This is a genomic window from Streptomyces sp. TLI_105, assembly GCF_900105415.1.
GTDB lineage: Bacteria > Actinomycetota > Actinomycetes > Streptomycetales > Streptomycetaceae > Streptomyces.
In genome coordinates this window covers 5,642,070-5,663,810 of record NZ_FNSM01000001.1, presented here as the reverse complement: position 1 = coordinate 5,663,810, position 21,741 = coordinate 5,642,070, and the positions used below count along the sequence as shown (strand labels likewise).

Annotated in this window: 16 protein-coding genes; 5 read left to right on the top strand and 11 right to left on the bottom strand. The window is 74.1% G+C overall.

What is annotated here, in order from left to right:
- Positions 1 to 24: 24 nt before the first annotated feature.
- From BLW86_RS25865 to BLW86_RS25845, 5 genes are all read right to left on the bottom strand, one after another.
- On the bottom strand, positions 25 to 843 hold the full coding sequence (locus tag BLW86_RS25865) for a pectate lyase (RefSeq protein ID WP_093876257.1): 819 nt from the start codon (positions 841 to 843) through the stop codon (positions 25 to 27).
- Positions 844 to 854: 11 nt separating this feature from the next.
- Positions 855 to 1,694, bottom strand: coding sequence for an EI24 domain-containing protein (locus tag BLW86_RS25860; protein ID WP_093876256.1), 840 nt, complete (start codon positions 1,692 to 1,694; stop codon positions 855 to 857).
- A gap of 42 nt (positions 1,695 to 1,736) precedes the next feature.
- Entirely contained in the window at positions 1,737 to 3,308 is a 1,572-nt protein-coding gene (locus BLW86_RS25855) for a serine/threonine-protein kinase (RefSeq protein ID WP_305632831.1), read from the bottom strand.
- A 116-nt stretch (positions 3,309 to 3,424) separates the two neighbouring features.
- Positions 3,425 to 3,847, bottom strand: a complete 423-nt coding sequence (locus BLW86_RS25850) for an organic hydroperoxide resistance protein (RefSeq protein ID WP_086831271.1) — start codon at positions 3,845 to 3,847, stop codon at positions 3,425 to 3,427.
- A gap of 65 nt (positions 3,848 to 3,912) precedes the next feature.
- Positions 3,913 to 4,932 carry an NADP-dependent oxidoreductase gene (locus tag BLW86_RS25845; protein ID WP_093876255.1) on the bottom strand — a complete coding sequence of 340 codons (1,020 nt, stop codon included), beginning with the start codon at positions 4,930 to 4,932 and terminating at the stop codon, positions 3,913 to 3,915.
- Positions 4,933 to 5,037: 105 nt separating this feature from the next.
- Here BLW86_RS25845 and BLW86_RS25840 point away from each other — a divergent pair, with 105 nt between their 5' ends.
- Positions 5,038 to 5,472 carry a MarR family winged helix-turn-helix transcriptional regulator gene (locus BLW86_RS25840; protein ID WP_093876254.1) on the top strand — a complete coding sequence of 145 codons (435 nt, stop codon included), beginning with the start codon at positions 5,038 to 5,040 and terminating at the stop codon, positions 5,470 to 5,472.
- A 37-nt stretch (positions 5,473 to 5,509) separates the two neighbouring features.
- Here the strand turns inward: BLW86_RS25840 and BLW86_RS25835 are convergent, their stop codons facing one another.
- Positions 5,510 to 6,643 carry an SCO2400 family protein gene (locus tag BLW86_RS25835; RefSeq protein ID WP_093876253.1) on the bottom strand — a complete coding sequence of 378 codons (1,134 nt, stop codon included), beginning with the start codon at positions 6,641 to 6,643 and terminating at the stop codon, positions 5,510 to 5,512.
- A 286-nt stretch (positions 6,644 to 6,929) separates the two neighbouring features.
- On the opposite strand from BLW86_RS25835, the gene BLW86_RS25830 reads away from it, so the two are divergent.
- The 4 genes from BLW86_RS25830 (at position 6,930) to BLW86_RS25815 (ending at position 12,931) form a co-directional block, all read left to right on the top strand.
- Positions 6,930 to 7,991 carry a rod shape-determining protein gene (locus BLW86_RS25830; RefSeq protein ID WP_093876252.1) on the top strand — a complete coding sequence of 354 codons (1,062 nt, stop codon included), beginning with the start codon at positions 6,930 to 6,932 and terminating at the stop codon, positions 7,989 to 7,991.
- A gap of 39 nt (positions 7,992 to 8,030) precedes the next feature.
- Complete coding sequence (locus tag BLW86_RS25825; RefSeq protein ID WP_093876251.1) at positions 8,031 to 9,575, top strand: GAF domain-containing sensor histidine kinase; 1,545 nt, start codon at positions 8,031 to 8,033, stop codon at positions 9,573 to 9,575.
- A 61-nt stretch (positions 9,576 to 9,636) separates the two neighbouring features.
- Positions 9,637 to 10,872 (top strand): MFS transporter, encoded by a 1,236-nt coding sequence (locus BLW86_RS25820; RefSeq protein WP_093876250.1) that lies wholly within the window; start codon positions 9,637 to 9,639, stop codon positions 10,870 to 10,872.
- A gap of 589 nt (positions 10,873 to 11,461) precedes the next feature.
- Positions 11,462 to 12,931, top strand: a complete 1,470-nt coding sequence (locus BLW86_RS25815; protein ID WP_093876249.1) for an acyl-CoA synthetase — start codon at positions 11,462 to 11,464, stop codon at positions 12,929 to 12,931.
- A 73-nt stretch (positions 12,932 to 13,004) separates the two neighbouring features.
- Here the strand turns inward: BLW86_RS25815 and BLW86_RS25810 are convergent, their stop codons facing one another.
- The 5 genes from BLW86_RS25810 to BLW86_RS25790 all read right to left on the bottom strand — a co-directional run bounded on the left by BLW86_RS25810 (position 13,005) and on the right by BLW86_RS25790 (position 21,689).
- Positions 13,005 to 16,694 carry a S8 family serine peptidase gene (locus BLW86_RS25810; protein WP_093876248.1) on the bottom strand — a complete coding sequence of 1,230 codons (3,690 nt, stop codon included), beginning with the start codon at positions 16,692 to 16,694 and terminating at the stop codon, positions 13,005 to 13,007.
- Positions 16,695 to 17,005: 311 nt separating this feature from the next.
- Positions 17,006 to 18,271: an MFS transporter gene (locus tag BLW86_RS25805; protein ID WP_093876247.1), complete on the bottom strand. Its 1,266-nt coding sequence runs from the start codon at positions 18,269 to 18,271 to the stop codon at positions 17,006 to 17,008.
- On the bottom strand, positions 18,268 to 18,720 hold the full coding sequence (locus tag BLW86_RS25800) for a GNAT family N-acetyltransferase (RefSeq protein ID WP_093876246.1): 453 nt from the start codon (positions 18,718 to 18,720) through the stop codon (positions 18,268 to 18,270). The genes BLW86_RS25805 and BLW86_RS25800 overlap by 4 nt, the downstream gene beginning before the upstream one ends.
- A 75-nt stretch (positions 18,721 to 18,795) precedes the next feature.
- Complete coding sequence (locus BLW86_RS25795) at positions 18,796 to 20,352, bottom strand: cytochrome P450 (protein ID WP_256341425.1); 1,557 nt, start codon at positions 20,350 to 20,352, stop codon at positions 18,796 to 18,798.
- A complete protein-coding gene (locus BLW86_RS25790) occupies positions 20,349 to 21,689 on the bottom strand; it encodes a wax ester/triacylglycerol synthase domain-containing protein (RefSeq protein WP_177181753.1) in 1,341 nt (446 codons plus the stop codon). The genes BLW86_RS25795 and BLW86_RS25790 overlap by 4 nt, the downstream gene beginning before the upstream one ends.
- Between the last annotated feature and the right edge of the window lie 52 nt (positions 21,690 to 21,741).

The following is a 21,741-nucleotide window of genomic DNA, read 5'->3' as shown; positions in this document are numbered from 1 at the left end:
CTCGGGGCTACGGGTACTCGGCTGCTACTGGTACGAGAGGTCGGCGGCCGAGTAGCGGCAGGTGGTGCCGTCCGGGCCGGTGCCGATCTCCTTGGGCTCCTTGCCGGTGTTGTTCCCGGTGAAGCGGGTGCACGGCTTGATCTTCTGCTTGGCGTCGCCGTGGATCCGGATGTTCCGCAGGGTCGCCGTGTCGCCGTGGTTGGCGTTGACGCCGACGATCGACTTGCCGGGCGCGGTGACGTCCACGTCGTTGATCAGGATCGTCCGCGCGTACTGCTTCTTGCAGTTGCCGCAGGAGCGGACGAGCTTGCCGAAGTCGGAGACCTGGAACTTGGTCACGACCAGCTTGCCCGCGCCGTTGAACTGGAAGACCTTGTCGGAGGCGCTCTTCGCGCCGCCGCCGTACACCGCGTACACCGACGAGGCGGAGGTGCCCTTGAAGGTGGCGGCGTCCTCGCCGACGTTCTCCCACCAGACGTTCTGGAGGGTGCAGCTGCCGAGGCAGTGGACGCCGTCGGCGGCCGGCGTCCCGAGGATCACGTTCTTGAGGACGGCGCCGTCCTTGAGGACGAAGACCGGCTTCTGGCTCTCGTCCTGGCCGTCCGAGCCGAGCTCACCGGTGCCGTGGAAGCGCTTGAGCTTGCCGTCGTAGGTGCCGGTGACCTCGATGGTCGTGGCGACCGGCTTGTCGCCCTTCGCCTCCGGCCAGGCCGCGACGGCTCCCGCCGCGCCCGCGGGGGCGAGCAGAGTGCCGGCGACGACGGCCGCGCCGGTGATGCCGAGGGCGCTGAGGCCGCCGATGACCGCGCGGCGGCGGCCCGTCTTCCGCTTGTGTGACGTCATGTGTTCCTTCTTCAGTGGGGGAGGTGGTGCACCTCCTGGTCGCCACCGGAGGAAGGAAGGTTGCCGCCTTCTTGATCGTTTTCCTGATCGTCCTCGTCGGAGGCGTCACCGGCCGTCTCGCCGCGCAGGTCGCGGGCCATCAGGGTGGCTCCGGCGACCGCTCCCGGCATGAGGAAGACGGCGACGAACGGCACGAGGAAGGCGAGCGTCAGGGGGACGCCGAAGCCCAGGGCGGCCATCCGGCGCCCGCGGAGCAGCCGCAGCCGCTCCTTGAGCTCGACGCCCCGGCGCTGGAGCGCGACGGCCGTCAGCTCCTCGGCGAGGAAGAAGCCGGAGACGCAGAAGCCGACGGCGGGGACGACGGTCTGGCCGACGACGGGGATGAACCCGCAGGCGAAGAGCAGGACGCCGTAGAACGCGACCCGCACCAGGACCCGCAGGCTGTCCCGGGCCGAGATCCACAGCTCGCGCCAGAGCGGCAGGCCCGACTCGGGGACCTCGCCGCCCTCGCTGCGGTCGACCTCCTCGGAGAGCGACTCGTAGAAGGGCTGGCCGACGAGGAGGGTGACGGCGGTGAAGGTGATCACCGCGAGGAAGAGCCCGAAGGCGAAGACGAGTCCCGTCAGGGCGCCGCGGAAAACACCCTGCCAGGGCGAGGACCAGTCGTCGGCGAACGGCGTCGCCCACGCGGTCAGGTCGTCGGCGCCGTAGCCGAGGCCGACGAGCGCGCCGGCGTAGAGGACGAGCGTCACGAGGCCGGGCAGCAGCCCGAAGCCGAGCCAGCGCCCGTGCCCGCCGACCCACTTCTGGCCCTGCAGCAAATACCTGAAACCCGCCCCGAAATCACGCATGGGAGCCACCCTATCGGTGCCTCCGGAGGCCGCCGGGGCAGGTCAGCCGCCGGTCGTACGGAAGGAGCCGAGGGCCTCGTCGAGGGCCCGCACGGACTCGTCGGCGCGGTCCACCGGCGCGGACGCCCACAGGTCGTACAGGATGCTGCCCCGCTCCCAGCAGACGTCGACGGTGTGACGGGCGCCCTCGGCCGGAGTGAATCCGCTCCACGTGAACTCCCAGCGCGCGGCCGGCAGTCCCTTGTGCGTGATCTCCTCGACCGTGGCGTCGCGGTACCCCGGGTAGTCCTTCGCGCCGCTCTCGTCGGAGGACCGCATCACGCCGATCGCGCCGCCGGGCGGCAGCGGCCTGATCCTGATCCCGACCCGTACGGCCCCGTCCCCCGTCGTGTAGAACACCCGCTCGCCGTCGGTGGAGCGGAGCGCACCGTACGGGACGCTCACGGTGAACCCGTCGGCGTCGGCGACCTCCCGGTACGCGGACGCCCCGGTATCGGATCCGGCGGCGCCGGAGGGCCGGGACGGCGTGGGCGCGGGGGCGGACGTCGCCGAGGGGCTCCGCGAGCCGGACGGCGACGCCCCCGTCGCGGGCTCGCCCTGGACGGCGCGCAGCACCATCACGGTCGCCACCGCGACGCAGAGCGCGACGGCGGTGGCCACGAGCGGCACGGTCCTGCCGCGCAGTCCGGTTCCCCGGGTCCCGGCGGCCAGGTCTCCACCGGCCGTGGCCGGCACCGGCACGGCGTACGGCCCGGTCTCGCGCGCGGTGGGGGCGTACACGGCCGGCTGCGGCTCCTCCCCCGCCGCGCACGCGGCCAGCATCCGGCGGGCCTCGGCGGCGCCGAGGCGCCGGTCCGGGTCCCGTTCGAGGAGGCCCCGGACGACGGGAACGAGCGGTCCCATCCGCTCGGACGGCCGGATCTCCTCGTACACGATGGCGTGCAGGACGGCGCCGATCGAGTCCCGGCGGAACGGCGAGGTGCCCGTGGCCGCCGCGCACAGCAGCGCGCCGAGCGACCACAGGTCGGAGGCGGGTCCGGCGTCGCCGCCCCGCATCCGCTCCGGCGCCGTGTACTCCGGGGTGCCGATGAAGACCCCGGTCCGGCTGAGGGTCGTCGCCCCGGGGAGGCTGGCGATGCCGAAGTCGGTCAGGACCGCCCTGCCGGTGTCCTTCTCCAGGAGGACGTTGGCGGGCTTCACGTCCCGGTGCAGCACGTCGCGGGCGTGCGCGGCGGACAGCGCGTCGAGCAGGTCGAGCCCGAGCCGGGCGGCCTCCCGCGGGGTCAGCACCTCGCCCGCCGCCAGCCGGTCGGCGAGCGAGCCGCCGTCGACCAGCTCCATCACCAGGGCGGGCAGGCCGTCGTGCTCGACGACGTCGTGGACGACGATCACATGGGGGTGGCGGATCTGGGCGACGACCCGGGCCTCCCGCAGGGCGCCCGCCGGATCGGCGCCGGAGTCGAGCGCGAGGGTCTTGACGGCGACCGGGCGGCCGAGCAGCTCGTCGGTGGCCCGTCGGACCACGCCCATGCCGCCCTGGCCGAGCCGCTCGCCCAGGCGGTAGCGCCCGCCGATCAGCTCGTGACCGGCCTGCTCCGACCCATTGTCCGACACCACTGGCTCCCCCCGTCCGCAGGACACGGACATGATGCCGCAGCCCTCCGCACGCGGCGAGGACCGCACCCCGGTCGGTCGGGGTGCGGTCCTCGCGCGGTGCGCGCGTCCGTGGCTCAGACGGCGAGCTCGACCGTGATGTTGCCGCGGGTCGCCTTGGAGTACGGGCAGACCTGGTGGGCCTTCTCGATCAGGCTCTTGGCGGTCTCGGCGTCCACGTTCGGGATGGTCGCCGAGATCTTGACGATGATGCCGAAGCCGTCGTCGTTCTTGCCGATGCCGACCTCGGCGGTGACCGTCGAGCCGGAGACGTCGGCGTTCTCGTTGCGGGCGACCACGCCGAGCGCGCCCTGGAAGCAGGCGCTGTAGCCGGCCGCGAAGAGCTGCTCGGGGTTGGTGCCGGCGCCGGACCCGCCCATGGCCTTGGGCGGGTTCACGACGACGTCGAGCTGACCGTCGTCGGTGGCGACGCGCCCGTCACGGCCGTTCTCGGCGGTGGCGACGGCGGTGTAGAGAACATCGGACTGCTGGATCGACATGCTGGTGTCTTCCTTGTTCGTTCCGCCGACGACTCGCGCCCACGATCGCGGCGGCTGAGGGAAGACTAGCGGGTCGCCGAGACGATCATCTTTCCGGTGTTGTCGCCGCGGAGCAGGCCGAGGAAGGCGTCCACGCCGTTCTCGATGCCCTCGACGAAGGTCTCGCGGTGCTTCAGCTCGCCCGAGGCGAGCCAGCCGCCGACCTCCTGGACGAACTGGTTCTGCAGGCCGTAGTGGTCGCCGACGAGGACGCCCTGGAGCCGCAGCCGCTTGCCGATGATCATCGCCATGTTGCGCGGGCCGGGGACCGGCTCGGTGTCGTTGTACTGGGCGATCATGCCGCAGATGGTGGCGCGGCCGTGGACGTTGAGCGAGGAGATCGCGGCTTCGAGGTGGTCGCCGCCGACGTTGTCGAAGTAGACGTCGATGCCGTCCGGGGCGGCCTCGCGGAGCTGGTCCTTGACCGGGCCGTTCTTGTAGTTGAAGGCCGCGTCGAAGCCGAGCTCCTCGACGAGGAACTTGACCTTCTCGTCGGAGCCGGCGGAGCCGATGACCCGGGAGGCGCCCTTGAGCCGCGCCATCTGGCCGACCTGGCTGCCGACGGCGCCGGCCGCGCCGGAGACGAAGACGGCGTCGCCCTCCTTGAAGGAGGCCACCTCGAAGAGGCCGGCGTAGGCCGTGAGGCCGGTCATGCCGAGCACGCCGAGGTAGGCGGAGAGGGGGGCGAGCGCCGGGTCGACCTTGGTGGCGTGCTGGGCCGGGACGTCGGCGTACTCGCGCCAGCCGAGGCCGTGCAGGACGTGGTCGCCGACGGCGAAGCCCTCGGCGTTGGACGCCACGACCTCGCCGACCGCGCCGCCGTCCATCGGGTGGTCGAGCTTGAAGGGCGGGATGTACGACTTCACGTCGTTCATCCGGCCGCGCATGTACGGGTCGACGGAGAAGTGCAGGTTGCGCACGAGGATGCGGCCCTCGGCGGGCTCGGTGACCGGGGTCTCGCGCAGGGCGAAGTCCGCCGGCACGGGCCAGCCGTGCGGACGGGCGACGAGGTGCCACTCACGGCTGGACGCGGGAAGAACGGACATGAGCACGGCCTCCAGGAAAGCTTGAGATCACAAAAGGTTCACTACCTCAAACAACCATGCGCCTAGATATTTCATGTTGTCAAGTATCCGAGTAGACTCGTCCCCATGGCCACCTCACGCACGGACCCCCTGACCCTCGAAGTCGTCGAGCTGATCGGCACGGTCGTGGCGCGCTACTACGAGGAGTACGAGCAGGCGGCCGCACAGCACGCGCTGACCGGCGCCCAGGCCCGCGTCCTCGGCCTCCTCTCGCTCGACCCGCTGCCGATGCGCCGCATCGCCCAGAAGCTCAAGTGCGAGCCCTCCAACATCACCGGGATCGTCGACCGCCTGGAGGCCCGCGGCCTGGTCGAGCGTCGGCCCGACCCGGACGACCGGCGGGTCAAGCTGGCCGTCCCCACGGACGAGGGCCTGGACACCGCCCGCCGGCTGCGCGAGTCCCTCGACTTCGCCCGCGAACCGCTCGGCGAACTGACCGAGACCGAACGGACCCTGCTCCGGGACCTGCTGAAGCGGATGCTGGGCGCGGACGTGGCGTAAGCGCCCGGAGCCGGGAGCCTAAGACGCACCACCAGCCTCAGACACACCACCAGAGGAAGCGGGTGCACGTCGGGGTCGGGTCGGGCGTCGGGGTCTGGCCCGGCGTGGGGCCCGTGGTCGAGGGCGCCGGCCCCGTGGGCGTCCCCGAGCCGCCCGGCGTCGGGTCGTCCGCCGTCGCGGAGGCGGACCCGGTGGGCGTGGCGGGCGGAGAGGCCGGACCGGTGGTCACCGGCGCGGAGGCCGGGGCCCCGCCGCCTCCCTGACCGGTACCGTCACCGGCCCCCGTGCCCGTGCCGGGGCGCGACCCCGCCCCCGTACCGGATCCCGTACCCGTACCCGAGCCCGATCCCGAGTTCGAGCCCGATCCCGTGCTCACCTGGCGGGGGCGCGCGGAGACGGAGCCCGGTGCGTCCGTCGACGGGGCCGGGCTCGAGCCCTCCGGCGATTCGGTGGTCTCCACGGGTTCGGGCGAGAGCGGGGTCTCGGTGACCTCCAGCTCCTCCACGGCGGTGGCGGCGCCGTCCTGCGGCGGCTCCTCCAGGGCGAGCCTCGCCAGGCTCAGCGTCCCGGCCGCGAGGACCAGGCCCACCGTCCCCACGAGGACCGTACGACCCCGGCGCGAGCGCGATCGCTTCCCCCGCCGCGTGGCCGAGCGGCCGCGGGCGGCGGCACGGCGCCCGCCGGGGGCCGGACGCGGCGGTTCCAGGACGTCCAGCTCGTAGACGTGCTCGGGCGCGGGCCGGTCCAGGTCGTCCCCGTCGGCCCCACCGTCCAGGGACGGTTCGTCGGGGGCGGGCGGGCTCGGGGCCCCGTAGGCGGCGGCCCTGCTCTGTTCGCCGTAGGCGGTGGGTCCACCGGGGTCGCCGTAGGCCGCGGGGCGGCCGGGGGCGCCGTAGGCGGCGGCCTGGCCCGGGGCGCCATAGGCCGCGGCCCGGCCGTTCGTGCCGTAGGCCCCGGGGGCGCCATAGGCCGCGGACCCGTCCGGCGCGCCGTGGATCGCGGACCGGACCGGGGCGCCGTAACCGTGGTCCGGGGTGTGGACCGGGGCGTGGACCGGGGTGGGGTCCTGCATGCGGGGGGTCTCGTACCGCAGTTCCTCGACGGGAGTCCCGCACCCGGCACAGGCGAGGGCCCCGTTGAGATGCCGCCGGCACGCGTGGCAGTAGTCCATGGGGCCCGCAGGCTATGCGGCCCGGTGCGGCGTCAGGTAGGCGCGGACGTGAGGATCCTGTGTGGAAACCGCAGGTCGACGGCGGGGCGCCGTGATTCTCCCGCTTCGGGAAGGATCGCCTCCGGACCTTCCTCACCGGGAGTGGGCACTCCGGCACAGCCCGCACCCGGGGCCCCGGGCGGCGCAGCCCAGCGCGCGCCGCGCCCCGGAGGGCCGGACGATGCGAACAGGACCGCGAATCGCGACCCCCTCGCCCGTGCCAGCACCGCACTCCGGAGGATCCGCCGTGACCGTCAGCCTTGATCAGCTGCGTCGTTGCCATGTCGCCGTCGACCTGGGTGCCGCCCGCACCCGGGTCTTCGTCAAGGGCGCCGGACTCGTCGTCGACGAGCCCAGCGTCGCCGCCGTCAACACCCGTACCGGAGCGCTCATCGCCGTCGGCGCGCTCGCCGAGAAGATGACCGGCCGCACCCCCGACTACATCCGGGTCGTGCGCCCGGTCTCGGGCGGCACGGTCGTCGACATCGAGATGGCGCAGCGGATGCTCCGTCACCTCCTCGGCGAGAAGCTGCGCCGGCAGCTGCGCCGCAAGCCCCGGCTGCGCGCGGCCGCCTGCACCCCGCACGACAGCGATCCGCTCGCGCAGCGCGCCGCCGTGGAGACTCTCGTCGGTCTCGGGGCGCGCCGGGTCGAGCTGGTCGACACCCTGATCGCGGCGGCCGTGGGCTGCGGACTCCCCGTCGAGCAGCCGACCGCGACCATGATCCTGGTGTGCGGGGCGGCGACCACGCAGGTCGCGGTGCTCTCGCTCGGCGCGATCGTCACGGCGGAGCGGATGGCCGTCGGCGGCGACGCCATCGACCACGCCGTCATCCAGCACCTGCGCCACCACCACGAGCTGATGCTGCCGAGCCAGTCGGTGCGCCCGCTGCAACTGGCGCTCAGCGGCAACGGCCTGACGACGCAGGGACCCGCCTGGACGGAGATCCACGGCCGGGACGTCGCCACGGGCCTGGCGCGTTCGGTGACCGTCGACACCGCCGCCGTACGGGACGCGATCCACACCCCGCTGACGGCGGTCCTCGACGGCATCGGGAAGGTGCTGCGGGACTGCCCGCCGGACCTCGTGGCCGACCTCGCGGACCGCGGGATCATGATGGTGGGCGGCAGCGCCCTGCTGCCGGGCCTCGACCAGATGCTGCGGGAGGCGACCGGGATGCCGGTGCACATCGCCGAACGGCCGGACGTGTGCGCGGTCCTGGGGCTGGGCGCGATGCTGGAGGGCAAGGTCCAGCCGATGGTCCTGGACCCGCTGGCGGAGCGGGACCCGCTCGCCGACGAAGAGTGAATCATCCGGGTTCCGGAGGGTTCGTACGACAATGAGACCATGACGATCATGGACGAAGGCGCCGGGGGCGCGGACACGGACGAGGACTCCCCCCGCCTGCCCATGCTGCTCGAAGCGGTCCTCGGCGTCGGCACGGACCTCGAACTCCGCACCACCCTCCAGCACGTCGTGGACTCCGCGACCGAGCTGACCGGGGCCCGCTACGGGGCGCTCGGGGTCGTCGACCCCGAGCGCCACCGCCTCACCGAGCTCTTCACCTCCGGCATGACCGGCGAGGAGCGCCGGCGGATCGGCCGTCTCCCCGACGGTCGCACCGGGCTGCTCGGCGTCCTCGTCCAGGACCCGCGGCCGCTGCGGCTCGACGACCTGACGACCGACCCGCGCTCCTCCGGCGTCCCCGAGGGCCACCCGGAGATGCACGGCTTCCTCGGCGTCCCGATCCGGGTCCACACCGAGGTCTTCGGCAACCTGTACCTCACCGAGAAGCGCGGGGGCCCCTTCACCGAGGAGGACCTCGCCCTGCTCCGGGTCCTCGCCTCCCAGGCGGGGATCGCCATCGGCAACGCCCGGCTGTACGAGACGGCCCGGCAGCGGGAGCGCTGGATCGAGGGCGCGGCCGCGGTGACCACGGCCCTGCTCACCGGCGCCACCGCCCAGAACGCCCTGACGACCGTCGCCGAGCAGGCCCGCATCCTCGCCGACGCCTCGGCCGGCGTGGTGCTCCAGCCCACCGAGGAGGGCGGGATGGAGATCGTCGCCGCCTCCACCAAGGACGACCCGGGCGACCTGGTCGGCACGACGATCGCACCCGGCTCCCCCGTCCTGGTCCAACTCCTCGGCGGGGAGCCCGTCTTCGTGGAGGACTCGGCGACCGATCCGCGGATGACCACGCACGTCCGGTCCCGCTTCGGTCCGTCGATGATGCTGCCGCTGCAGAGCGGCGGGAAGCTCATCGGGACCCTCGCCCTGCCCCGGCGGCGCGGCGGCCGGCCGTACTCGGCGGTGGAACGGCTGCTCGCCTCGCAGTTCGCCTCCCAGGCGGCGCTCGCGCTGGTCCTCGCGGACGCGCGGCACGACCGGGAGCGGCTCGCCGTCTTCGAGGACCGCGACCGGATCGCGCGGGACCTGCACGACCTGGTGGTGCAGCGGCTGTTCGCCACGGAGATGATGCTCGAGTCCACCCGGCGGCGGGCGGCCGGCTCCTCCGACGAGGACGCGCTGCTCGGCCGGGCCGTGGACGAACTGGACTCGACGATCCAGGAGGTCCGGACGACCATCTTCGCCCTCCAGCAGCCGCCGGCGGACGCGCCGGCCTCCTTCCGGGGGCGGGTGCTGCGCGAGACCGGCGGGGCCGCGGTCCCGCTCGGCTTCCAGCCGTCCGTGCACTTCTCCGGCGCGGTCGACACGCTCGTCGACGAGGAGACGGCGGACAGGCTCCTCGCCGTGTTGCGCGGGGCGCTCGCGGCGGCGCACCGGCGGCCGGGGGTCGGCGCGATCACGGTCGAGGTGTCGGCGGGGAACGACGGCGCCCGACTGCGCGTCGAGGACGACGGCACGCCGCCGACCACGGTGACCTGGCCCTGAAGGACCCTCGTACGGACCAGTCCGGCGCGCCGAGCCCCTCCCCCGGATCTTGACTGGAGGGGTGACCACCGAGACCAAGGCCCCCACAGCGGTGGCCTACCGCAACCTGGTGACGGCCACCGTCGGCTTCACGCTCACCTTCTGGGCGTGGGACCTGATCGCACCCATCGCGAGCTGGTACGGCGACCGGCTCGACCTCAGCTCCTTCCAGCAGTCCCTGCTCGTCGCGGTGCCCGTCCTGGTCGGCTCGGTCGGCCGCATCCCGGCCGGGGCGCTGACCGACAGGTACGGGGCGAAGCTGATGTTCCCGCTGGTCTCGGCGCTGACGATCGTTCCGGTGCTGCTCCTGATCGTCGTCAAGGACAGTTACGGCCTGATGCTGGTCGTCGGCTTCCTCCTCGGCCTCGGCGGCACGACGTTCGCCATCGGCATCCCGCTCGTCAACTCCTGGTTCCCGCCCGCCAAGCGCGGACTCGCCCTCGGGGTGTTCGGCATGGGCATGGGCGGAGTCGCGCTCTCCGGCTACTTCACGCCCCGGATCGCCAAGCACGCCGAGAACCTACCGTTCGTCGTGGTCGCGATCGCGCTGGCGGCGTACGCGGTGCTCGCGGCGTTCCTCATCACGGACCGCCCGGACCGCCCCGTCCCCACCGCCTCCCTGGCCGGTCGCCTGGGCTCGGCGGCACGGCTGCGGGTGACGTGGGAGCTGTCAGCGCTGTACGCGATCGGGTTCGGCGGCATCGTCGCGTTCGGCGTCTACCTGCCGACGTACCTGAAGACCTGGTACGAGCTCGACCCGACGGACGCGGGCACCAAGGCGGCCGGGTTCGCCCTGGTGACGGTCGTCTTCCGCCCCATCGGCGGCTGGCTCTCGGACCGGATCCACCCGGCGCTCGTGACGGCCGTCGCGCTCGGGATCGTCGCCCTGCTCGCCATCGTCCAGGCCTTCGACCCGGCGCTGAACCCCGGCGGCACCCTCGCCCTGCTCGTCATGGCCGCCGGGCTCGGCACCGCGAGCGGCTCCGTCTTCGCCCTGGTCTCCCAGGTCACCCCGCAGGCCAAGGTCGGCAGCGTGACCGGCATCGTCGGCGCGACGGGCGGACTCGGCGGGTTCCTGCCGCCGCTGGTGATGGGCGCGATCTACAGCGCGAAGGGCTCGTACTCGATCGGCTTCATGCTGCTGTCGGACCTGGCGCTGGCGGGGTGTGTGTACGCGTACGGTCGGATGCGGGGAATCGAACCGGCCGAGGAAGCGCCGGACCCCCACCCGACGAGACTGACCACCACCAGTCCTTGACCCCCGCGCCGCGCCGCGGCGCGCCCGGCGGGGCGGTGCCCCTTCCGCCCCCGCCCATATGGGCTGCGCCCGCAGGGCGGTGCTCCCACCCACCACCCGTGTGGGCAATCGTCCCGCTGGGGGGCGAGGGGGTCCCCCCTGCTCGAGCGAAGCCGAGAGCTTGGGGGAGGGTGGGCACACGGGACGGCGACCTCAGCGGCGCCTCCGCGTTCCGCGCCTGGACCCGCACCACACGTGCGCCGCACAGGTCGGTGCGGGTCAGGGCGCGGGAGCCTGGGCCCGGCAAGGGGCGCCGTTCCGTTGTGCCCACCCGTTCCGCCCCAGCGGAACGATTGCCCACAACGGGGGGGGCGACGGGGTGGGTGGGCACCGCCCCAGCGGAACGACTGCCCACAACGGGGGTGGGCGGGGGCGAGCGGGCACTGCCCCAGCCGGCGCGCCCACAACGGGGGGCGCGAAGGGTGGGTACCGCCCCAGCCGGCGCGCGCCCCCAACCGCGTGGGCACCCGAGCGGGCCCTGCGCAGGGTTTTCGCGGGGCAGAATGCGTGGCGTAACCCCTCGCCCTCGACGACCCGAGGAGTACGACCGGTGAGTGCGCTCTTCCCCGAACTCGAGCTCGAACCGGCGGTTCCGTCCGACGACCGCCCCGCCCTGCGCGTAGGCCCCGACTCCCTGACGTACGCCGAGCTGGCCCGCGCCGCCGGTGCCCTGGCCGGGCGGGTCGGGGGCGCGGGCCTGGTGGCCGTCTGGGCGACGCCCACCGCCCGCACGGCCGTCGCCGTGGTCGCCGCCCTGCTCGCCGGCGTGCCGGCCGTACCGCTCAATCCGCGTACCGGTGAGCGGGAGTTGGCGCACATCCTCGGCGACAGCGCGCCCGACCTGGTGCTCGCGGGCCCGGGGGACGAGCTGCCGGCGGGGCTCGCGGCGCTCCCCCGGGTCGACGTCGAGCTCACCGGGCCGCCCGGGCCTCCCGAGCCCCCTGCCACCGCCCCCGTCGATCCCGAGGCGACCGCGCTCGTCGTCTACACCTCCGGCACGACCGGTCCCCCGAAGGGCGTCCTCCTCTCGCACCGCGCGGTCGCCGCCTCCCTGGACGCGCTGGCCGAGGCCTGGTCGTGGACGGCGGACGACGTCCTGGTGCACGCGCTGCCGCTGTTCCATGTGCACGGGCTCGTCCTCGGGATCCTGGGCCCCTTGCGGCGCGGCGGCGAGGTCCGGCACCTGGGGGCCTTCTCGGTGGAGGGCGTCGGGCGGGAGCTGGGCGACGGCGGGACCATGCTCTTCGGCGTACCGACGATGTACCACCGGATCGCGGACGCCCTTGACGAGGACCCGCACCTCGCCGAAGCCCTGGCCCGCGCCCGGCTCCTCGTCTCCGGTTCGGCGGCGCTGCCGGTGCACGACCACGAGCGGATCGCGGCGGCGACGGGCCGGACGGTGGTGGAGCGGTACGGGATGAGCGAGACGCTCATGAACACCAGCGTGCGCCCGGGCGGCGAACCCCGGCCGGGGACGGTCGGGACGCCGCTCGCGGGGGTGGGCCTGCGCCTTGTGGACGAGGACGGCTCCGTCCTGGAGGAGCTCGACGGGGAGACGGTCGGCGAGGTGCAGGTGCGCGGCCCGAACCTCTTCTCCGGTTATCTGAACCGGCCGGACGCGACGGCGGCGGCCTTCGACGGCGACTGGTTCCGCACCGGCGACATGGCGGTCCGCGAGGCGGACGGCGGGGTGCGTCTGGTGGGCAGGAAGGCGACGGACCTGATCAAGAGCGGCGGCTACAAGATCGGGGCGGGTGAGATCGAGAACGCGCTCCTCGACCACCCCGGCGTCCGGGAGGCGGCCGTCACGGGCGAGCCGGATCCCGATCTGGGCGAGCGGATCGTGGCCTGGGTGGTGCCGCAGGACGGGGAGAAGCCGCCGGCGGAGGCGGAGCTCACCGACCACGTGGCGGGGCTGCTCGCGCCGCACAAGCGTCCCCGGGTGGTGCGCTACCTCGACGCGCTGCCCCGCAACGACATGGGCAAGGTGCTGAAGAAGGCGCTGCCGGCGGCCGGTTGAGCGGACGGAGACCGGCCCCTCGACGAAGGCCGGACCCCTCGACGGAGGAGGGGCCCGGCCTCGCGTCACTCCGCTACTTCACTCCCACCGCGCGGATCAGCTCCTGACGCACCGACCCGCCCCGGTCGTCGCTCGCCCCGGCCCGCAGCGAGACGGAGCCCGCGCCGGACGGGACGCTGAGTTCGCCGGTCCAGGCGGCGCCGCGCGAGGACTTCTTGAGCGTGACCCTCGTCCAGGTCGTGCCCTCGTCGTAGGAGACCTCCAGGGCGCCGGTGCCGATGGTGCCGGTGCCGGCCGCGCCCTTCACGTACTCGGCGGAGATGCCGACGGGCAGCCGGCTGCCGGCGCGGACGTCGCCGTGGAGGTCGGTGTCCAGGTCGAAGCCGAGGTTGAGCATCGGCAGGTAGGTGATCCGGTCGTCGGGGGTCTCGGCGGAGCGGAAGGTCCATTCGCTGTGGCCCTTGGTGCCGAGCCGCCAGCGGTCCGCGTCGAGGGCGGTGTCGGTGACGACCTTGTACGTGGCCTCCGCCGCCGGGGCGTCCCAGGCGTAGGCGCCGGAGCTCTTCTTGCGGTCGACGCGGACGCCGTTCACGTACACCTCGGTGTACTGGCTCATCGTGTCGTCGCTCCACACGTTGCCGAAGCCGGTGTGGTCGGTGCCGGAGTCGCCCCAGCCGGGGGTGTTGAAGCGGAGGTCGTTGCCGGTGCGCTGCTGGCCCCAGCCGAGGCCGGTGCCGAGCCACGGGTGCCAGACGGGGCCGAACCAGTCGAGTTCCGTGCGGCTGCCGCCCCGGTAGACGGACTGGCCGCCGCGCTCCTCCAGGGAGTCGCCGAGGTCGACGGACTCGTGCCAGCGCTGGCCGGTGCCGGTGGAGACGTACTCGGTGCGCTCGGTCGGGAAGGCGATCCACTCCTTGAAGCCGAAGCCGATCCGGAAGGTGTCGGTGATCGAGTAGCGGAACTCTCCGCCGAGCTCCGCCCGCCGGGTCGGCATGCGGAACGTGGAGTGCACGGTGGCCAGTTCGCCCTCGTCGGGCCGGAAGACGAGGTCCGTGCCGATGGCGCCGGGGTGTCCCTCGGAGAGGTCGTAGGCGTACGGGGTGAAGCGGGTGCCGGTCAGGTCGACGCGCAGGCCCCGGGCGGCGCCGGCGGCGAGCCGGTGCGCGTCGGCGGTGTTCACGGTGGCGACGGCGAGCGGCCGGTCCTCGTAGTCGGCGGTGCCGAACCACTCCATCAGCCGGCCGGGCCGGTCGTCGGTCACGAACAGGACCTTCGCGCCCGCGTCCTGGGCGGTCTGGGCGAGCTGCTTCGGGTCGGCGCCCTCGGTGAGCCGGACGAGGACGGCCTTGCCCGTGGCGTTCTTGCCGGTGTACTCGGCGGGGGTGCCGGTGCCCGCGTCGACGAGGCCGAGGCGGTGGCGGCCTTCGAGGAGGGTCGCGCCGGCCTGCGGGGTGGCGCCGGAGAGGCGGACGCCGTCGACGCCCGCCTCCAGGAGCGGCTTGCCGAGGCGCCAGACGGTCCGGTACTCGAAGGTGCCGGTGGCGGGCTTCCGGGTGGGCGCGGCGAAGATCGAGTCGTACGCGGCGGGGACCTGGACGGCTCCGCCGTAGGAGGCGCCGTTCGCCTCGCGGTCGAACTCCATGAGGAGCTGGCGGGTCTCGGTGCGCTTCTCGACCTCGGCGCGGATCTCGCGCAGCTGCCGTCCGTCGAGGGTGATCTCGCGGTCGCGGTCGAGGACGATCTCGGGCTCGGTGAGGAAGCCGAGGCCGAGGGAGTCCTTGCCGCCCGAGCCGCGCACGTCGAGGAAGGTGTCGACGGTGTACGTGCCGGGCTTGAGGCGCAGTCGGAGCGTGCCGGACTCGCCGACGGTGGCCGGGAAGGGGTCCACGTTCTCGGCGAGCTGCTGGACGCCCAGGTAGGCGGGGGTGGGGGCGCCGTCGCGGTCCTTGACGTGGACGGTGAGGGTGTAGCGCTCCTCCTCCTTCACCAGGCCGAGGGCGGTGTGCGCGACGGGCGTGCCGTCGGCGGTGGCGGTGATCCGGCCGGAGGACTGCCCGACGGGGGCCTCGGTGCCGTCGCCGGTGACGGTGGTGGAGGCGGAGCCGTGGGCGGGGACGGTGAGGGCGGTGTCGGCGAGGGCGGCGACCCCGGCGGGCATGCCCTCGACGGCGAGGTTCAGTTCGACCGGCCGGTCCGAGGAGTTGGTGTAGGTGACGGTCTGGGTGACCGGCTTGCTCTCCTCGTACGGCCAGGAGGTGAAGCCGAGGTCGGCGGAGCCGGTGGCGGTGACGTTCGCGGCGATCGCGGCGGCCACGTCGACCCCGCCGGCGCCGAGCTCGTACGCTCCGGCGTCGAGGGTCTTCGAGGAGGACATCAGTGCGTCCTTGAGCTGGGCGCCGGTCCAGTCGGGGTGCTTCTCGGCGAGCAGCGCGGCGACGCCGGCGACGTGCGGGGTCGCCATGGAGGTGCCGCTCATGGTGGTGTAGAGGCCGCTGCCGGGGACGAGTCGGGAGCGGGCGGCGAGGATGTCCACGCCGGGCGCCGACACGTCGGGCTTGAGGGCCTGGTCGCCGAAGCGGGGGCCCTGGCTGGTGAAGTAGGCGGCCCGGTCGGCGGAGTCGACGGCGCCGACGGTGAGCGCGGAGTCGGCGGCGCCGGGCGAGCCGATGGAGCCGGGGTAGCCGGAGTTTCCGGCGGCGATGACGAAGAGGGCGCCGGTCTCGGCGGAGAGCGTGTCGACGGCCTGGGCCATCGGGTCGGTGCCGTCGCTGGGTTCACGGGAGCCGAGGCTCATCGAGACGATCTTCGCGTCGACGTCCTCGGCGGCCCATTCCATGCCCGCGATGATCTGCGACTCGGTGCCGGATCCCTCGTCGCTGAGGACCTTGCCGACGGCGAGGGTGGCGCCGGGGGCGACGCCCTTCTCCTTGCCGTCGCTCGCGGCGCCGGAGCCGCCGACGGTGGAGGTGACGTGGGTGCCGTGGCCGCCGCGGTCGGCGACCTCCTGGCCCTCGATGAAGGACTTGGTCTCGGCGATCCGGCCCACGAGGTCGGGGTGGCCGAGGTCGGCACCGGTGTCGAGGACGGCGACCTTGACGCCCTTGCCGGTGAGCCCGGCCTCCCACGCCTTGGGGGTGCCGATCTGGGCGTTGGACTCGGCCATGGCGGCCTCGACGCGGCCGTCGAGCCAGACCTTGCCGGGGGTGGCGGCGCGGGCGGCCCGGGTGCCGCGCGCGGTGAAGTCCTGCCAGAAGGCGGTGGGGTCGGTGGCGGTGACGGCGGCCCCGCCGATGCTGGGCAGGGCGCGGACGGTCTCGGTGCCGCGCGGGGCGGCGGTGGTGCGGGCGCTCTTCCCGCCGTACGTGACGATCAGCGGGAGTTCGCCGGTGATGCCCTGCTCGACGAGGCCGGTGACGTCGAAGAGGCGCGGGTCGAGCGCGCCGGAGTCGAGGTAGGGGCGGGCCTCGTCGGGGACGACGGTGACGCGGCCGTTCGCGGTCCGGCTGCGTATCGCGCCGGTGGCGCCCTTCGCCCGGTCGACGGTGACGGTCCTGTCGCCGTCGCCGAGGTCGGTGAGGGTGACGCGGTCGCCGGTGACGAGGGTGACGGTGTGGCTGGTCGCGGACGCCGTGAAGGTGTCCGGCACGGCGGGGGCGGTGTTCGCGGCGGCGGCGGTCTGCCCGGCCGAGAGCATCACGAGGGAGATGCCCGCGGCGAGCAACGCGGCCCTGCCTCTGTCGAAGGGTGCGGTCCTCGACGTCATCGTTCGAACTCCTCGCGGACCCGGGGTCGGGGGTGGGTTCCGGGTCCGCGAGGAGTCTTGGCCCATGGGGCGGGAGTCGACCCCCGTCGCTCCTGGCGGTTATGTGCCGTGGCGGCCAACCGCCAGGACGGCAGGGGCTGTTCCAGGGGGTGTCTCGCCGATCAGGCCGGATCAGGGAGCGGGGGATGGTGCCGTGGATCGCAAGGCGGAGGAGGGAGGCGACGCGGAGCGTCGGCGACCGACGACAACGCGGCGAGGCGCGGCACCATCCCCCGCGAGCCCGGCCTGATCGGCGAGATACCCCCTAGGGGTCAGGGAGTCGGGTCGTGGGCGTCGTAGCGGCGGAATCCGCGTCCGTACAGGGCGAGGAGTCCGATCGCGACGACGCAGGCGATCCCGCCGCCGGTGATGGCGACCGCCGGCGAGGTGAGGTCCGCGACGGAGCCCGCGAGGAAGTCGCCGAGGCGGGGCCCGCCCGCGACGACCACGATGAAGACGCCCTGGAGCCGGCCGCGCATCTCGTCCGGGGCGGCGACCTGCATCATCGTGTTCCGGAAGATCATCGAGACGGTGTCGGAGTAGCCGGCGAGGGCGAGCAGGAGGAGCCCGAGCCAGAGGTTCCGGGTCAGCCCGAAGACGGCGACGGCCGTGCCCCAGGAGGCGACGGCGAGCAGGATCGCCTGCCCGTGGTGGCGGATGCGGCCCTGCCAGCCGGACAGCACCCCGCCGAGGAGCGCCCCGAACGCGGGCGCGGCCACGAGGAGTCCGGTGGTCTTCGCGTCACCGCCGTACCAGAGGACGGCGACGGCCGGGAACAGGGCGCGGGGATGGGCGAGGATCATCGCGCAGAAGTCCGAGAAGAACGTCATGCGCAGGTTGGGGCGGGTGGCGAGGAAGCGGAGCCCGTCGAGGACCGAGGCCCTCTTGCTGCCCGTGCGTTCGGGCAGCATGGACGGCAGCCGCCACATCGCGTACAGGCTCGCGGTGAAGGCGACGGCGTCCACGAGGTACGCGGTCTGGTAGCCGGCGAACCCGACGATCAGGCCGCCGAGGCTGGGCCCGACGAGGGTGCCGAAGGTGGTGACCATCGAGTTGAGCGCGTTGGCGGCGCGCAGCTGCTCGGGCGGCAGGAGCCGGGGGATCATCGAGGAGCGGGCGGGCGCGTTGAGCGCGGCGCACACGGCCTGGAGGGCGACGATCCCGTACAGGAACCAGACGTGGTGGAAGCCGGCGAACGCGGCGGCGGCCAGGGCGACGGACAGCACGGCGGAGCCGCTCGCGCTGGCGAGGCCGAGCTTGCGTCGGTCGACGGTGTCGGCGATGGCGCCGCCGTACAGGCCGAAGACGACCAGCGGGACGAGGGCGAAGAGGCCGACGAGCCCGACGGAGAAGGGCGAGCGGGTGATGTCGTACACCTGGAGGGAGACGGCGAGGGCCGTCATGCCCTGTCCGACCCAGGAGACGGTGTTCCCGAACCAGAGGCGGCGGTAGTGCGCGGAGGTGCGCAGCGGGGTGAGGTCGGCGAAGACCTTGCGGCGGTCCCGCTCCCGCTCCCGGGTGTCCTGGGCGGCGGTCACGCGACGTCGTACCGCAGCTCGGGGCGCTCCCAGTGGATGCGGCCGGTGGGCGGCACGGTGCCGGTGCGGACGGCGCCCGTCCGCAGGTAGAACTCCTCGGCCGGCGGATGCGCGACGACCCGCACGGAGTCGAGTCCGGCGGCCCTGGCCTGCCCGGTCATGTGCTCCATGAGGAGCCGGCCTATGCCGAGCCCCTGGGCCGCGTCGGCGACGAACGCGAGGTCGAGTTCGGCCTCGTCGACGAGGAGCGCGTAGAAGCCGAGCACCCGGCCGCCGTCACCGTCGTCGACGGCGACGAAGACGGGGTGGTGCTCGATGTACGGGCCGCCGACCTGGTACCCCTCGACCATGACGGCGTAGTCGCCCCGGTAGGCCCCTGAGGTCCGGACGAGCCGGGTGAGCCGCTTGGAGTCGTCGGCGGTGGCGCGCCGGACAGTGATGTCGGACATGAGGTGAGTATAGGGGCGATCGCGGTTGATGCTCCTTACAATTCGGTGAACGAAGGCTGGGGCCCGCTTCTCCGCTCACCGTTCGGCAAGCCGCATCGGCTGCGGCCCCGGCGAGAGGACGATGCGCGGGACCGGGCGGGGCGGGCGCGGCGAGACCGGGGTCAGGTGCCAGCGCGAGGCGATCGCGGCGAGCGCGAGGGTGGCCTCGACCGTGCCGAACACGTCCCCGACGCACTTGGTGGCACCGAGCCCGAACGGAAGCCAGGCGTCCCGCGGCACCTCCTCCGCCGCCCAGCGCCCCGGGTCGAAGCGCGCCGCGTCCGGGAAGAGCTCCTGGCGCCGGTGGAGCAGGTAGAGGCAGCAGATCACCGTGGAGCCGGGCGGCAGCGGCCTCCCCGCCAGCTCGGTCTCGCGGGTGGCGGTGCGGGTGACCGCCCAGGCCGGCGGGTAGAGGCGGAGCACCTCGCGCACCACGTCAGCGGTGTACGACAGCCGGGGCAGGTCGGCCGGGGCGACCGGGCGGCCCGGGAGGACCGCGTCGAGCTCCTCGCGCAGCCGGGCGGCGGCCTCGGGGTGGTCGACCAGGAGGCGCAGGGCCCAGGCGACGACCGAGGAGGTGGTCTCGGCGCCGGCCAGGACCAGGGTGGCGACCTGGTCGCCGAGTTCGGCGTCCGACAGGGACCGGCCGCGCTCGTCCCGCACGGCGAGCAGCAGCGAGAGGGCGTCCCCGTGGTCCACCCCGGTCGCCCGGTACGAGGCGACGATGGCGGCGACGCCCGTACGCCAGCGGGCCAGGGCCCGGTGGTAGCGGCGGCGGGACGGGGAGGGCACCCGGTCGACGGCCGGCGCCACGACCCGCATGTAGACCCCGCGCAGCAGGACTTCGAGGGCCTCGCGCAGCTCCTCCGCGGCGCGCGGGGTGATGCCGGCGGAGAAGAGGGTGCGGACGGCGACGGCGGTCGTGAGCCGGAACGCCTCCTCGGTGACGTCGACGACCGCGCCGGGCCGCCAGCGCCCGGTCAGGGCCTGGGTCTCGGCCGTCATCACGGCGGCGTAGCGGTCCATCAGGGAGGGACGGAAAGCCGGTTGGAGGGCGCGCCGCTGGTCCCGGTGCTCGGCGTTCGGGCAGGTGGCCAGGCCGTTGCCGAGGAGCGCGCGGACCTTCTCGTACAGGACGCCGCTCCGGTCGAAGGAGCCGCGGTCGGTGAGGACGCGGCGGACGAGGGCGGGGTGGCTGACCACGTGGGCGGTCCGGGTCCCCATCCGCACCCGGACCACGTCGCCGTGGCCGGGCAGCGAGTCCAGGAAGGCCAGCGGCCGGGTGGCCAGATACGGCAGATGCCCGAGCAGCGGCCACGCCCCGGGAGCCCGCCCGTGCCGGGGCGGGGGCGCTTGGCCGTACGGGGGCGGGGGCGCCTCCCCGCCCCGGGGCCGGGGCTCCTGCCTGTGGTCGGGCGACGGCTCCTGTCCGTGGTCGGGCGGCGCTTCCTGCCCGTGGCTGGGCGGCGGCTCCTGTCCATGGTCGGGCGAGGCCTCCTGCCCGCGACCGGGTGGCGACTCCTGTCCGTGGTCGGGTGACGGCTCCTGCCCGCGGTCGGGCGGCCGCGGGGACACCGGATCCGAGCCGCTCACGGCGCCCCCACCCCGCCCTCGGCCCGCGCGAACGCGCCGTCACTCGCCCGCGCGAGCGGGCCCTCACCCGCCTGCCCGAACAACCCGCACGCCCCGGCGAACGCCCCTTCCCCGGCCAGCCGTTCGTACGTGACGAGGGCCGACTCCCATGCCTCCGGCAGCCGTTCGGCGTCGGCGAGGGCGCGGTCGGTGAGGAAGGTGACATGGAGGCGGCGGCGGTGCACGACCCAGGCGACGAAGAGCGGCTGGCCCGGCACCATGACCGGCAGGGCGTACACCCCGGCCGCGGGGGTTCCGGCGAAGTCGAGGGGCTGCCGGATCCGGAGGTCGGCGACGCTGAGCGGGGTGTACCGGGCGTCGATGCTGCGGGCGAGCGCCAGGCGGCCGATCCGGTACGGAAGTCCGCGCAGGACGACCCGGTGGGCGTCGGCCAGCCGGGCGAGCCGGGTGTGGTCGAGGGCGCCTCCGAGGCGGGCGAGCCGCCGGGCCGGGTCGGGTTCGCCGCAGGGGAGGTCGACCCCGGCGACGGCGACCCGGTTGCCGAGCAGGGGACGGGGGTCGTCGGGGTCCCGGACGCTGATCCCGAGGTTGGCGCGCAGCCCCCGGCCGTGACCGGGGCCGTCCGGCCCCCAGCCCTCGGGGTGCCAGGCGCGCAGCGCCCCGGTGGTCAGGGCCAGGCAGAGCTGCGGGACGGTGGCCCCGGTCAGACGGCCGAGCGCGTGCAGCCGGGCGGTGTCGACGTCGGCGAACGCGGCGGCGTAGGACTGGGCGGGCGGGGTGTCGAGGGCCGGCCACCAGGTGACGCGGCGCGGCGGCCGGAACTCGGGGAGGACGGCGGCCCAGGGCACGGGCCGGGGCGGCCGGAAGGTGAGGGTCCTGGGGCGCGGCGCCTCCTCGGGGCCGAGCAGCCGCTCCAGGGTGGCGACGGCGGCGGCACCGTCCTGGAAGGCGTGGTGGGCGCGGTAGCAGAGCCCCCATCGCCCGCCGCCGGCCCGGCGGACGAGCCAGAGCCCCCACAACGGCCGGTCACGCGGCAGGGGTTGCCGCAGCAGCTCGGCGACGACCGTCAACGGGTCGGCGCCTCCGGGTAGCTCGTACAGGTGAAGATCGGGATCGAAGCCGGGGTCGGGCTCCCAGCGGGGGCGCCCCGCGTCGCCCGCGAGCCGGTGGGCGAGCTCGGGGAGCAGGCCGACGCGACGCCTCAGATGATCCAACACCCTTGCGCGGGAAGGCGGTTCCCCCTCGAAGACGATCAAGCCGCCGAGGTGCAGGGCGGAGTCCGTCGCATGCAGTGCCGCCACGTCGAGGGAGAGCCGGTCGAGCACCCCGAGCGGCACCCCTGCGGAAGATCGAACCGGATCTGAAGATCGCACGGGCCGCTACGATACG

Coding starts and splice junctions, on each gene's coding strand:
- BLW86_RS25850 (WP_086831271.1), bottom strand. CDS start 3,847: ATGTCGATCCAGCAGTCCGATGTTCTCTACACCGCCGTCGCCACCGCC.
- BLW86_RS25835 (WP_093876253.1), bottom strand. CDS start 6,643: ATGGACTACTGCCACGCGTGCCGGCGGCATCTCAACGGGGCCCTCGCC.
- BLW86_RS25865 (WP_093876257.1), bottom strand. CDS start 843: ATGACGTCACACAAGCGGAAGACGGGCCGCCGCCGCGCGGTCATCGGC.
- BLW86_RS25860 (WP_093876256.1), bottom strand. CDS start 1,694: ATGCGTGATTTCGGGGCGGGTTTCAGGTATTTGCTGCAGGGCCAGAAG.
- BLW86_RS25840 (WP_093876254.1), top strand. CDS start 5,038: ATGGCCACCTCACGCACGGACCCCCTGACCCTCGAAGTCGTCGAGCTG.
- BLW86_RS25800 (WP_093876246.1), bottom strand. CDS start 18,720: ATGTCCGACATCACTGTCCGGCGCGCCACCGCCGACGACTCCAAGCGG.
- BLW86_RS25825 (WP_093876251.1), top strand. CDS start 8,031: ATGACGATCATGGACGAAGGCGCCGGGGGCGCGGACACGGACGAGGAC.
- BLW86_RS25845 (WP_093876255.1), bottom strand. CDS start 4,932: ATGTCCGTTCTTCCCGCGTCCAGCCGTGAGTGGCACCTCGTCGCCCGT.
- BLW86_RS25810 (WP_093876248.1), bottom strand. CDS start 16,694: ATGACGTCGAGGACCGCACCCTTCGACAGAGGCAGGGCCGCGTTGCTC.